12 protein-coding genes and 1 pseudogene are annotated in these 12720 nt (G+C 60.2%); 2 read left to right on the forward strand and 11 right to left on the reverse strand.

The window, feature by feature from the left end:
- Nucleotides 1-34: 34 nt before the first annotated feature.
- The 10 genes and pseudogenes from RLCC275e_RS28740 to RLCC275e_RS28785 all read right to left on the reverse strand — a co-directional run.
- On the reverse strand, nucleotides 35-517 hold the full coding sequence (locus tag RLCC275e_RS28740; protein WP_033183725.1) for a nucleoside deaminase: 483 nt from the start codon (nucleotides 515-517) through the stop codon (nucleotides 35-37).
- Nucleotides 507-2195, reverse strand: a complete 1689-nt coding sequence (locus RLCC275e_RS28745) for a CocE/NonD family hydrolase (RefSeq protein ID WP_033183724.1) — start codon at nucleotides 2193-2195, stop codon at nucleotides 507-509. The genes RLCC275e_RS28740 and RLCC275e_RS28745 overlap by 11 nt, the downstream gene beginning before the upstream one ends.
- A gap of 2 nt (nucleotides 2196-2197) precedes the next feature.
- Nucleotides 2198-3016 carry a creatininase family protein gene (locus RLCC275e_RS28750; RefSeq protein ID WP_033183723.1) on the reverse strand — a complete coding sequence of 273 codons (819 nt, stop codon included), beginning with the start codon at nucleotides 3014-3016 and terminating at the stop codon, nucleotides 2198-2200.
- Nucleotides 3013-4527 (reverse strand): NAD(P)-binding domain-containing protein, encoded by a 1515-nt coding sequence (locus RLCC275e_RS28755; protein ID WP_033183722.1) that lies wholly within the window; start codon nucleotides 4525-4527, stop codon nucleotides 3013-3015. The genes RLCC275e_RS28750 and RLCC275e_RS28755 overlap by 4 nt, the downstream gene beginning before the upstream one ends.
- Nucleotides 4524-5321: an ABC transporter permease gene (locus RLCC275e_RS28760; RefSeq protein ID WP_033183721.1), complete on the reverse strand. Its 798-nt coding sequence runs from the start codon at nucleotides 5319-5321 to the stop codon at nucleotides 4524-4526. Before RLCC275e_RS28760 ends, RLCC275e_RS28755 begins: the two co-directional genes overlap by 4 nt.
- The gene (locus RLCC275e_RS28765; RefSeq protein ID WP_033183720.1) at nucleotides 5318-6196 is read right to left on the reverse strand and encodes an ABC transporter permease; all 879 of its coding nucleotides are present in this window, start codon (nucleotides 6194-6196) and stop codon (nucleotides 5318-5320) included. The genes RLCC275e_RS28760 and RLCC275e_RS28765 overlap by 4 nt, the downstream gene beginning before the upstream one ends.
- A complete protein-coding gene (locus tag RLCC275e_RS28770; protein WP_033183719.1) occupies nucleotides 6196-7281 on the reverse strand; it encodes an ABC transporter ATP-binding protein in 1086 nt (361 codons plus the stop codon). The genes RLCC275e_RS28765 and RLCC275e_RS28770 overlap by 1 nt, the downstream gene beginning before the upstream one ends.
- A 2-nt stretch (nucleotides 7282-7283) precedes the next feature.
- Nucleotides 7284-8366, reverse strand: a complete 1083-nt coding sequence (locus RLCC275e_RS28775) for an ABC transporter substrate-binding protein (protein ID WP_245483585.1) — start codon at nucleotides 8364-8366, stop codon at nucleotides 7284-7286.
- Nucleotides 8367-8503: 137 nt separating this feature from the next.
- Entirely contained in the window at nucleotides 8504-9544 is a 1041-nt protein-coding gene (locus RLCC275e_RS28780) for a LysR family transcriptional regulator (protein ID WP_033183717.1), read from the reverse strand.
- 186 nt (nucleotides 9545-9730) lie between these two features.
- Nucleotides 9731-9931, reverse strand: a pseudogene (locus RLCC275e_RS28785) (gamma-glutamyltransferase); the annotation flags it as partial.
- 135 nt (nucleotides 9932-10066) lie between these two features.
- Between RLCC275e_RS28785 and RLCC275e_RS28790 the strand changes: the two are divergent.
- Together RLCC275e_RS28790 and RLCC275e_RS28795 are read left to right on the forward strand one after the other, a co-directional pair.
- On the forward strand, nucleotides 10067-11326 hold the full coding sequence (locus tag RLCC275e_RS28790) for an amidohydrolase family protein (protein WP_033183715.1): 1260 nt from the start codon (nucleotides 10067-10069) through the stop codon (nucleotides 11324-11326).
- A gap of 329 nt (nucleotides 11327-11655) precedes the next feature.
- Complete coding sequence (locus RLCC275e_RS28795; RefSeq protein WP_033183714.1) at nucleotides 11656-11877, forward strand: hypothetical protein; 222 nt, start codon at nucleotides 11656-11658, stop codon at nucleotides 11875-11877.
- A gap of 325 nt (nucleotides 11878-12202) precedes the next feature.
- On the opposite strand, the gene RLCC275e_RS28800 is transcribed toward RLCC275e_RS28795, so the two are convergent.
- The gene (locus RLCC275e_RS28800) at nucleotides 12203-12637 is read right to left on the reverse strand and encodes a hypothetical protein (protein ID WP_033183713.1); all 435 of its coding nucleotides are present in this window, start codon (nucleotides 12635-12637) and stop codon (nucleotides 12203-12205) included.
- Between the last annotated feature and the right edge of the window lie 83 nt (nucleotides 12638-12720).

The following is a 12720-nucleotide window of genomic DNA, read 5'->3' on the forward strand; positions in this document are numbered from 1 at the left end:
AACTCCTCGTTGAAAACGGAATGCCCGCTTGCATTCACACAGTTGGTTGCCAGGCGTCCCGGTGAACAGCTTCCGCTTCCGTCTCAATCAAGGGTCCGATGACCTCGATGCTTTTCTGGCCCGCCGAAAACACATCGCGGCATGGCAAATTCATTGTCGGGTTGTCCGGGTGATCCCCTGTCATGGCCTTCAGCCGATGTTCGGAAAGGCCGTAGACGACCCGGCCGATGCCGACCCAGTAGATGGCGCCGGCGCACATGGCGCAGGGTTCCGCCGAGCTGTACAAGGTACACTGCGCCAGAAACGGCTCGCGATAGAGCTTCGAGGCACGCGTCGCCAACAGGCGCTCGGCATGGGCCGTTGCATCGAGGTCGGGGAAATATCCGTTTTCTTGCTCAAGAAGGATTTCACCGCCGGGACCGGCAAGAAGCGCGCCGAAGGGCATATTGCCATGGGCTTTGGCCCGGTGCGCAATCTCGAAGGTCAATCTGAGAAGGCTTTCGTGATCAAGGCTCATGTCCGTTCTCCTCTACCGTATGCGATTGGCTGTCTTTCGCATCGGCCTGCCGCATCACCGGCAATCGCAGGGTGGAGGGGTAGCCATCGCCTGACCGCAGCACGAGGGTCGTGACCAGCCGATCCGTTACGGCCGCGTCCTGCGGGCGTGCGCCGGTGCCAGGATTGACGGGGAAAGCGGGAAACGACGCCGCCTGTATCGATAGACGCAGGCAATGTCCCGCCCGCACCGTAACGTGAACGGGCCGCAGCGCGACGGAAACCGGCGATCCTGCGCCGTCGGCCTTTACGGTTTTATGTCCCGACGTCACGCTGATGGCGGCCCCATCAGAGGTGAGCATGCTCAAGGTGCAATCCAGGTCGAAACTCGGCCTGTCGGCGGTGACGAAGAGGTCCACTTTCGGGGCTCCGGTCAGCAGGAGCGGCCGGTCGAGGGGATCGGAGGTGTAGACCAACACGTCGGCCCTGTCGTCGATGGCCGCCCGGTCGGCAAAATCCGGCGGCGTGCCGAGATGCAGCCCGACGCTCGGGGCCGGCCGCCATGGATCGTGGACGAGATAATCGGCGCTCGCGAGCCCCGGCTTCTCGGCAAGCGTTCCATCGATGCTCGTCGCGGCCGCCCGGCCGCCAGATGAGAGATGAAGCACCAGCATCTCGGCTGTGGGCAGGCTTTCGAAACCGGCCCAGGCCTTTTTGACGACATCGTAGAGCCGGACCTTCGGGTAAGGATTCTCGCGGCCTTTGAGCGCCTCGTCGAAGAATGCGACGATCTCGCGGTCGATGCCGTCTGCCGCACCGGCCCCGGCATCCAGAGCCCCAACCCTTCGACCCCAGGGGATATGCGACCACGGGCCGATCGAGAGCCGCTGCAGACCATCGCCCGCGGAAAAGGCCTCGAAAGCAGCAAATGTACCCTCAAGCATAATGTCGTTCCAGCCGCCCATATGCAGGACGGGAACGTCGAGCGTCACGCCCTCAAGCAGCGATTGCGGCGACCTTGCCTGCCAATAGGACAGATCATCGGCAAGCCAGTCATGGTAATGTGTGTACCTCGATGCCAGCTCAAGCACCTCCGGCCGTCCCGAAATCACGCCAGAATGCAGAAAGGGCAAAGCCGCATGCAACATATGAGCAACGGCGAGGTCGCCGGCCAGCCGGGCATTTTCGACGGCCATCTGGCACGCCCACATCTGGTTGGACTGCAGACGGAACCCGTCGCCTTCGAAGGCCCAGTGGTTGCGCACATCAAAAGCCGCCATGGCGATCGCCATCGCATCGGGCACTTTCCCGCCGGATTTTCGGGCGCCGGCAAGGGCCAGGAACTGGTTCATGCCGTGGTAGCTGAAGCCATAGCTTGCCACCATGCCGTTGCCGCCGGGAAGATCGGCCGCCAGCGACAATGTCTGCGCGCCATCAGCGACATCGTCCTCGAGAATGCTGAAGACCCCTTCCGAATCTCCACGGCCACGAACATCCTGCACCAGCACCACGTAACCTTGGCCCGCATACCATGCGGGATGGGCCAGAACGACCGTCGAGGCGACCTTTCGCCCATAGGGCAGGCGCATTACCAGAACGGGATGGCGCTCCGGGCCGACGGGACGATAGACGTCGGCTGCGAGATGAACGCCGTCCGCCATGCGCATTCGAAGAGTTTCGATGTCGCGAAGTGCCAGCATGCTTATCTCATGACCGAAAAGCGGGTTTCGGAGGTGAGCCTCTTCATGTCGAATTTGCGCGTCGCCTCGATGAGGCGCACCAAACCTGCCGCGGCCCGGTCAAGCACCAGCGCGCCTTTGACGGCGTCGGCATTGGCGGCATTTCCGCTAACGCCTGCGGGATGAAGGTCCTGGGCCTGCCAGCCAAAGCCGACCGCGCCTTCCGCCGTCAACGGACTGCCGGACTGCTCGATGTCGACGGTCAGCGGCACGAAATCTTCGGCCTTGTCCATGGCGACCAGCTCCGGCGCGATGGCCAGCATCATGCTGGTTTCGATATCGCCGCCGTGAATGCCGTGAACGATTTCCGCGGACGAAAACAGATCGTCGACCGGCGCGATCCTGAACCAGGAGCAGGCGACCGCCAGCATGCCAAGTTCGACACGGATATCGCGGCAGGTCATCTCCATCAGCGAGATCTGCCCGCCATGAGAATTGAACAGGATCATCTTTCGGACGCCGGCCCGCTTCACGCTTCTGGCCATATCGAGCCAGACGAGCCGCAGGGTTTGCGCCGATATGGTCAGCGTCCCCGGATAGGCGAGGTGCTCATCTGACTTGCCGACACCGAATGCCGGCAGGATGAGGACGTCCGCGTTTGCGTCAAACAACGGCACCATCCGATCGATGATGGCTGCGTTGATGGCGGCGTCAACCTGTACGGGAAGATGGGGGCCATGCTGCTCGACAGCCGCAATCGGCAGGATGACGACGGTCTCGCTCAGGTCGCGGGACGCAAAATCCGCGGTCGAATAATCGGCCCAGTAAAAGGAATGCGTCATGCGCCACTCCGCATGGCCGGCTTGCCGGTATCTTGCGAGCTTGCCGATTGCCGATTGGCCTTGGCTATCACGATCTCGAAGTCGTCGGCGATCGGCAGATCCGGTGAGACATAAGATGCCAGTTCCGGCAGGATGACCGCTTCCCGATCGAGCAGCAGCCGGCGCAGGACGCCGCGCACGAGCCGTGGAATGGCATGCTTGTGCCCACTGATCGACGTCGAGTGCGGACCGTGGCTGACGAAACTGCTGCTGTTGAAGGCAAATACCCGGCTGACCCACGTCTCATCCGGATCTTTCGGGATGAAGCCGTAGAATCCGTCGAGATAGGGAAACCGTGCCAGCCGGGCATCCGCGCGGCCGTCTTGCGGCGTGTAACGTTCGCCCCAAAGCGCGACCTTGTCATGAATGGTTTTGAGTTCAGGCCTGGCGGCGAGATCGACATCCATCCCCGTTGCAAGAAGCAGGTGATCGAACTCCAGAATACCGTCCGGGGTGGTGACGCGGATCGCATCTGGCTGTTGAGAGACCTCCAGCCATGGTGTTGCGGGACGAAGCTTGAAATTTTCAAGGCGCATTGCGGTCTCGAAACTGCGCACCGGCGGCGGCTGATCGACGCTGCGAAAGAACCGGGCGATATCCCAGCGTGTGGTCTCGGAAAGCTCAGGGTAATGCGTCATCATGCCGGGCGTCTCGACCGCGCGGTGGGGATTGGTGCGCGGCAGGCGCGCGCGCCGGAAGCAGAGATCGACGGAGGCAGCACCGGCTTCCAGCGCCTTGATCGCATTGTCGAACGCAGAGGCGCCATGGCCGAGAACGCCGACGCGCAATCCTTTCAAAGCGTCGAAATCGACGGGACCGTTCGTGTGATCGAACTTTTCGGGCGCCAGTGCTTCTGACACAAAGGGCGGCACCCGCCATGCGCCGGCGCCATCATACCCGGTGGCCAGCACCACGGTTCGTGCCAGAGATTTTTCAATCCTGCCTCCGATGCGGGTCGTGACCGCGATCAGATCGCCCTCCGGCGCGACGTCCAGGACGTCGCAATGATTGGTGATGGCGATCTCGAAAACGTCGGCATACCAGTCGAGATAGGCCTTCCAGTCTGTTCGCGGAATGCGGGGCAGATCCGTCCAGGCCTGCTGCCCATAGCGCGTTTCGAACCAGCGGCGGATGGAGAGATTGACGACGTTGAACTCGTTGCCGACCTGGGTCTTCGGGGTGCGCAATTCCTCCATGCGGGCAAAGGTCAGCCATGGCCCCTCAGCGCCCGGCGCTCCGCTGTCCAGGACGCGGATGTGCCGGAGCCCGTCCCATTTCAGGGCTGCTGCGATCGTGACGCCTGACTGGCCACCACCGACGATGATCGCATCGGCGATGTCAGCCGCGTCTGGTCTCGGCAGGTCGCTGAGCCATGCTGCGCTCGGGTAGCCGAGGGCGGCAAGATCGGCAAGGGCTGCCTGCTTCAGGTCATCAAGCGTCACGCGCGGCGCATCGATTGGGGCAATCATCATAGGTCATCTCGTATATGGGCCATACGTCCGCGCAGGCGGCGTCGGCGATTGATTTCGGTCAGCGCCACGATCAGGACCGTCAACACGAGGACGGCCACCTGCATGGCATTGAGGTCGGGCTTCAGCTCGCGCCGGAATTCCGATGCGACGATCAGCGACAGGGGCTGCGTGCGGCCGGCGAGGAACATGGAAATGGTCAGATCGGCCAGCGACAGGATGACCCCGATGGAATAGGCGGCACTTAGCGCGACGCTCAACTGCGGCAGCAGAACGCGCCGGAAACTCTGCCATGGGGTGGCGCCGAGATCCCGCGCCGCCTCCTCAAGTCGCGGGTCGAGCCGGACCATCACCGCGGCAAGGATTGTAGTGGTGAAGGGAATGACGACCAAAGTCTGCGCCAATATGAGCGCGGTTGCCCCACGGCCCAATCCCACCCAGCTCATAAGCATGGCCTGCGCAATGGAAAGCACCGTCTTCGGCACCAGAAAGGGCACGAGGACAAGGATGGCGAATGCTGCGCGGAACTTCATGCGTGGCGACGTCACCGCCAATGCTGCCATCAACCCAATCAGCGCGCCGAGCAGACCGACGGGCTGTGCAATCAGAAAACTGGTGACGAAGCCGCCCAGAAACGCTTCGTTGCCGAAAAGATCGGCATACCAGGAGAGGGTAAAACCGCTCAACGGGAAGGCCATCGTGCTTGCTGCGTTGAAGGAAAAAATTCCGAGAACGACGATCGGCAAATAGAAGAAACACACGGCAAGACCGAGCGTGAGGATGACCAGGCGGCTCATGGTGCCCCCCGTCGAAAGACCGCGCGGGCGCCATCGAACCGAAGCAGGATGGTCACAAACCCGGTGGCGAAGGCGAACAGAATGACGAGAAGGCTCAGGGATAACGCGGAGGCCAGCGGCCAATCGAACGCCGTCCCGAACAGGTTGTCGATCATCGCCATCGGCGTCGCGCCCGACGTCCCGCCCAAAAGGCTCGGCGTCATCATGTCGCCGGCGGCGAGTGCAAAGACCGTAAAGACGCCGACAGCCAGTCCGGGCGTGGTCAAAGGCAAGATGACCTTGAAGAACGCGTCTATCGGGCGAGCCCCGAGATCCCGTGCGGCTTCGATCAACCGTTTGTCGATCAATTCCGCCGATATCCAGATGGCCAGCACCATGAAGGGCAAATTGTTGTAGAGAAGCACGAGATGCGTGGTGAACGGCGAAAACAGCAGGAATTTCACCGGCTCATCGATCACGCCCAACCATTTCAGAGCGGCGTTGACCAGTCCTTCGGAGCCGAGAACGACCCGCCAGGCATATATCCGGACGATCTCGCCGGTATAGAGCGGCGTCAAAAGGACGATGCTGCCGATGCCTTTCCAGAGAACGGGCAGCCGCGTCATCGAGACGGCGATCGGGTATCCGATCAAAGCCGCCAGTAAAGCCGTGCCCGCGCCCGAGACGACCGACTTCCCGATCAGAAAGGTGAAGACCGGATTGGTAAACATCTGAGTCCAACTCTGTCCGGAAAAGGCCGGAACGAGCGTGAAGGCATCGAGATCCACCTCAAAGACGCTGAAAACCAAGAGCACGGCAAGCGGTAGAACGCATCCGAGGATTAAAATAAAGGCGACTGGCACCGCGAGATGTGCCCGGTGAAGAACCGAAGCCATCAGTCGATCCTCGTGATGAAGGCGCGGTCCTGATCGACGACGAGCCCGACATTCGCGCCAGGCGAAAGCGGGTTATCCGCCATGAACCGCAAAATGACACCGTTAACCTCGGCCTCGACAAGGTAGCGATCTCCTTTGAACACCACATGCCGGATCGTCGCGTTCAGGCCATCCGTGCCAATACGGACATGCTCCGGCCGAATGGCGAGCACTGCCTTATCCCCTTTCGCCAATCCCTCCACTGCCGGGCATTGCACGGTAGAGATGGCCGTATCGATCGCAGCCGATCCGCAGGCCCCGCCGCCATCGACGATTTCGCCTGGAATGAGTGTCGCCGCGCCGATGAAGTCGGCAACGAAAGCGTTGGCAGGACGGGCATAGATTGTCAGCGGCGCAGCCCTTTGAACGATGCGCCCCTTGTTCATGACAACGACGATGTCGGAGAGCGCAAAGGCCTCTTCCTGATCATGCGTGACGTAGACGAAGGCAATACCGAGACGCCGCTGCAAATCCTTCAGTTCGATTTGCAAATGCCCGCGCATCTTTTTGTCCAGTGCAGACAAGGGTTCGTCGAGAAGCAGCAGATGCGGCTCGGCGATGATGGCGCGGGCCACCGCGACCCGCTGCTGCTGGCCGCCAGAGAGCTGGTGTGGATACCGATCGCCGAACTCCGCCATATGCACGGCATCCAGAGCCCTTTTGACGCGCGCGGCCACATCGACATTGCTGTGGCGCCGCAGTGTCAGCGAGAACGCGACATTTCCGAATACGGTGAGGTGCGGAAACAGCGCGTAGCTCTGGAATACGGTGTTGACCGGACGTCGCTCCGGCGGAACGCCAGAAAGCGACCGTCCGTCAAGCACGATCGATCCCGCGTCCGGCGTCTCGAAACCGGCGATCATGCGCAAGATCGTGGTCTTGCCGCATCCGGAAGGGCCGAGAAAGGTAGTGAAAGCCCTTTCGGGAATATCGAGATCGACGCTATCGACCGCGCGGTCCTTGCCGTAATTCTTGGTCAGACCGCGCGCCGAAAGCAAAAGCCCGGATCTTGACGGATCGGCCGCCATGTCAGGCGTCGTCGTCATGATCAGCTTGCCTTGACTTCATTCCAGATCTTCAGCCACTCGGAATAATTCTCCGGGGCGACCGGCCACATGAACGACTTCATGACATCCATGTCGTCGACGAAGATCGCTGCCTGCTGCTCCTTCGACAATTCGTCGCGGATGATCGAGGACGTGGTCGCATAGTTGCCGATTTTAGCGATCTGGGTCGCGAATTCCGCCCCAAGCAGATAATCGATGAACTTGTAGCCGATCTCGCTCTTTTCCGCAGACAGCGTGGCCGGCATGGCAAAGCAGTCGCACCAGCCCATAATGCCGGCTTTCGGCTTGGCCATCCCCATCGCCAGCTTGTCTTTCAACGCATCATAGGGAACCCGCCACGAAAACGCGCAGGAAACCTCGCCGGTGGCAAACAGATTGGTGAGATCGCCGATCGTCTGCCAATAGGTGCGCAGCAGCGGCTTTTGCGCAACCAAAAGCTTCTTGGCTTCCGCCAGCTCCTTGGTCTCCATGAGAAAGACCTTGTCGCGCGGCACGCCGGCGACCAGACCGGCGATGCCAATGGATTCCAGCGCATAGTCGCGCATGGCGAGCTGGCCCTTGTATTTCTCGTTGAACAACGTCGTGTAATCAGGCTCGCTCTCGAACTTGTCCTTTCGGTATACGATTGGATTGAGGCCCCAGAGATAGGGAACCGCGAACTGCTTGCCCGAGGCATCGAGAACCTTGGGCGTGGTCTTGAAGACGTCGTACATCTTGGCGGCGTTGGGGATCTTCGCCATGTCGATTTCTTCGAGCAGGCCTGCTTTGATGTAGCGCCAGCTTCCATTCAGCGACGGATTGATCATGTCCCAGTCGGAAGCCGTGCCGGTTTTGAGCGCCGCGAACTGCGCGTCCTCGCTGGAAAGATAGGACAGCTTTACCTTGACGCCGGTCTGCGCCTCGAAGGCCGCAATGTATTCAGGGTGCCCGTTGGAATCCCAGGTCGCCCAGACCATTTCGGAAACGGCAGCTTTGGCACTGCTCAGTGAACCGAACATCCCCGCCGCCGCGCCGGCGGCGATCCCTGCAAGCACTTCACGTCGGCTAACTCCTGAACCTGCCATCATGCCCTCATCTGGTTGCGAGTGAACTGCGACCAATGTCGTTTGTTTGGACAGGAAAGCCTATAACCGAACCCAAATAGACTATATTGCACTGCGCAAAAGCCGGGAGACCTCTGCCGCGATCCGGCGAGATTGGTTTAAACGAAGATCGGCGCGCCGGACCGCAGGAATGTGATCGGTACCGACTCCGTCGGATCGCAGACGCGGACGCCGGCCGCAACCGACTTGATCATCTGCCTGAGCCAGACGTGATCGGGAGACTGGTGCTTGCACTCATGCCAGAGCATGTAGAACTGCATCTGTCCGAGCTCGCGCGGCGCCTCCAGAACGACGAGTGGAAAGGCCTGAGCGATTTGCTCGGCAAAAATCCGCCCCGTCGTGAACACGAGGTCCGATTGTGTCAGCACGTAGGGCGTGATCGCATATTCTGGCACGGATACAGCGATGTTGCGCTTGAGCCCGAGTTCGATCAGCCGCCCGTCGATCGGGCTGAGATGGGCCCGCTTGTCGGACGTCGGAGAAAGATGCTTTTCCTTCAGGAACTCGCCCATCGAGATCGGTTCACGTTGACTTGCCAGTCTATGGTTCGGGCGGACGACGCAGACAATGTCGGTCGTTAACAGGGGAGACATCCGCAGATACTCCGGCGGATGGGGCCAATTGCCGATGACCGCATCGATGGACCCGTCCGCAAGCTGGCTGATAAGGTCATCATAGCTCGGCATGTGGGACGCATCGACGCCGACATGGGGTGCCTTTTGTGCAATTTTTCCGACCAGCTGAGGCAGAAACACGGCTCCGAGGCAATTGTCCGCGATGATGCGGAAGTTTCGCGTCGCATTGTCCGGGTCGAAGGTGGCGTGAGGCGACAGATGCGCGTCGATCTGGCCGAGAATGTCGCGCAACGTCTCCTTCAGGGCGAGACCTCGCTCCGTTGGTACCAGCGCCCCTCCTGATCTGACCAGAAGCGGATCGTCCAGCATTTCCCGCAACCGTTTCAGCGTCAGGCTGACCGTCGGCTGGGCCTGCCCGAGAATGTCGGCGGTTTTCGAAACGCTGCATTCCGTCAGCAAGGTCAGGAGCGTGCGCATCAGACGCACATCCATCATCCCATTCGCCTGTCGCATCATGATCAGCCTTCCCTTGTCGAACGGTGCAACAAGCTTGAGAAGAGGCATATTTCATGCCAGCCGGGGAGCTCGCTGGTCGTGCCTGCAATAACTCCGATCAAGAGCATCGAAAGTTGTCGGGCAGACGACCGCCCGATTTGGAAGTATTCCCGCACGGGGAATTCGCGCCCACTACCGTGTCCGGTGCTACTCCAATGTAAGTCATCACGTCTGCTCCACGAGCAATGCGACCCCCTCGCCACGCGGGAGGAAGCAGTCCTTTCGGCCCTCTTCATCTGCGACGATCCAGACAGCGTCGCCGCCAAGACCACAGAAATGCGGATAAACCACCGCAATCGTCGCGCCGATGGCGATCGCGGCGTCGAGTGCATTTCCGCCATCCCGCAGAATACGAGCGCCGGATTCGCTCGCCAGCGCATGCGGGCTCGTCACCATGCCACCTCGTCCCTGCGCAAATCCGGGTCCATTGGTCGCTGGTTCGTTCGGCGTCATGCGTTCTTTCTTCCAAGGCTTGTCTTTTGGGCAAAACCGGTTTTCAACGTGTCACCAATACACGCCCAGGAGACAAGCATGGCCATCGATCTCGTGATCCGCAATGCATTTCTGCCGGGGTCCGATGGCTTTACGGATATCGCGTTCGCGAATGGCCGTATTGCTGCGATGGCGCCCCGTTTCGTTTGCGATGCGCCGGAGTACGATGCCCGCGGCCGGTTGATCAGCGGGGGTTTGATCGAAACGCATATCCATCTCGACAAGGCTGGGATTATCAGTCGATGCGTGCTCTGCACGGGAACGCTGGCTGAAGCCGTCAGCGAGACGTCGAAGGCAAAAGCTGCCTTCACCGAGGAGGATGTTTACGCGCGCTCTGCCGGGATCATAGAGCAGGCGATCCTCAACGGCACGAACCGGCTGCGCACATTCGTGGAGATCGACGGGCGCGCCGGGTTCCGGTCCTTTGACGCCATCAAGCGGCTGCGTGCCGACTACGCCGCCGCCATCGACATCGAAATCTGCGCCTTCGCCCAGGAAGGGCTGACCAACGATCCGGGTACGGAGGAAATGCTGGACACGGCATTGGCGTCCGGCGCGGATCTCGTCGGCGGATGCCCCTACACCGATCCGAACCCGGACGACCATATCCGCAGGATCTTCGATCTTGGCGAGCGTTACGGCGTGCCGGTCGATTTCCATCTGGACTTCGATCTCGATCCGGCTGGATCCAATCTTCCCCTGGTGATCGCTGAAACTCTGGTGCGTGGCTACCAGGAGCGCGTATCGGTCGGTCATGTGACGAAGCTGTCTGCCCTGCCGCCGGAGGCATTCGAGGCCGTTGGCCGTGGTCTGGCGCAAGCCGGCATTGCCGTGACGGTGTTGCCGGCAACGGATCTGTTTCTGACGGGGCGGGCGGTAACCCATCTTGTTCCGCGCGGCGTTACGCCGGCGCATCGGCTGGCGGAACTCGGCGTCGTCACGACGCTTTCGACCAACAACGTCCTCAATCCGTTCACCCCCTTCGGCGATGTCAGCCTCATCCGCATGGCTAATCTCTATGCAAATGTCGCGCAGATCGGCACCGCCAGTGGCCTTGAAGCGGTGTTCGATATGATAACGATTAACGCTGCCCGGCTTGTGGGGCTGAAACAGTACCGGCTTGAAATCGGAGGTCCCGCCACGCTCGTTCTGTTCGATGCGATCTCCGGCGCTGACGCCGTGGCCAGGCTTTCACCCGCAGTGACGGGCTGGAAGGATGGTCGCCAGACATTTTCGCGGCCGGCACCTCGACTGCTTCTCGGGCAGCAATGCCAAAGTTTCGATGACAGGCTGGAATAGCGGCTTTCGGCGTTCATCGGCTGCCAAGGGTTCATCGATCGACGGATACCGCGCATCAATTTGTCGCCATTGACGGCCTACCTGCCGAAAGCTGTAAGAGGAATTCTCAACAGTCTTGACCTGATGCCGGTCACCTATCGGTAGTCCTCGTTCTTTATTTTCTCGATGCCGAGGAATCGTGACAGAAACTGGAACGCACCCGATTCTTGCATTGTTGGCGTACTTGGTAAGGGTCCAATATTTTCCACGCGGCGGGTTCCTAAAATTTTGGGTACTTGAAAGTACCCAAAATGTCCCTATAGTCGAATCCGTTGGAGAAAAATCGGCCAATGGACTTCGCACTTCTTTTCAACCTGTTCCGGAAGCCTAAGCTGGCCAACGTCACTGACGTCACACTCTGGCACAAGCACGAGACACTCCTCCCGGTGCCACTCGTCGATGGCGCCGCCCGAAACCCATCGGGACAAATCTGGCGCCGGCTGAACGGTGTGCAATGGGAATATAAGCAGGACCCGGAAACGATTGAAGAATTCGATGCTCGACAATATTGAGGCTTAAAGCCCAACTGTCGCACGGAACCTAGAGCAATTCCAGCAAAAGTGGGCAGCGGCTTTGCGTCCGGAATTTCGCAAAAACAAAGAGATAGAGCATTTCCGTGATTCGGAGAAAAACGGAAACGCTCTAGCCTCTGTATTTGTCACGTCGGCTGCGGAAAGCGCATGATCTGCAATCGGCATAATGGTCGTTGGAGTGTCGGCCACTGCCCAATGGAGGCCGTGACCATGGCCTGTGCGGCCTGTTTGTGCCACCCACGACAGGCCGACGGGGATCGATGCATCCCCGACCAGCACGTCAGATGGTGGCCTTTGGCCTCAATCAGGCAAACCACGCACGAAGCTGAGCGAAAAACCCGTCTGGTTTGGTGCCTGACATCTTCCGCAAACGGCGAGCGACGACTGCCGCGCTGACGCGTTCACCGAAATGGCAGAAGCAGACAAGATCATGCAATTGCTCATCACTGAGTTCGAAGAAGCGTTTGGCTTCGCCATAGCTGTCATTTTCCATTCCTGCCGCGCGCAGAATGGGATCAGCGAATGCAACGGAGATCGGGGTGCCGTCATCTCTCAGAGCAAGCCGATCGGCCATCGGCTGATATTCGGTTTCGTGCAGGGTCTTGAGAAACGGCCTGGGGCTGCGTTCCAGACTTTCGGCCCAGCGTTCAAGCCGTTCGCGCCGCGTTATTTCCAGGCGCTTGCAGGTCGGGCTGACCTTGGCGATGGTTTTCAACTGATCGAGTGCGTACTGTTCCATTTCGGCCTCCTATCTCCGGAAAAATAGATGGTCCGCCTCCCGAAAATAGCGTCTCTCAGGTCGCAGCTGATGTCCAATCACGA

Source organism: Rhizobium brockwellii (assembly GCF_000769405.2).
Taxonomy (GTDB): domain Bacteria; phylum Pseudomonadota; class Alphaproteobacteria; order Rhizobiales; family Rhizobiaceae; genus Rhizobium; species Rhizobium brockwellii.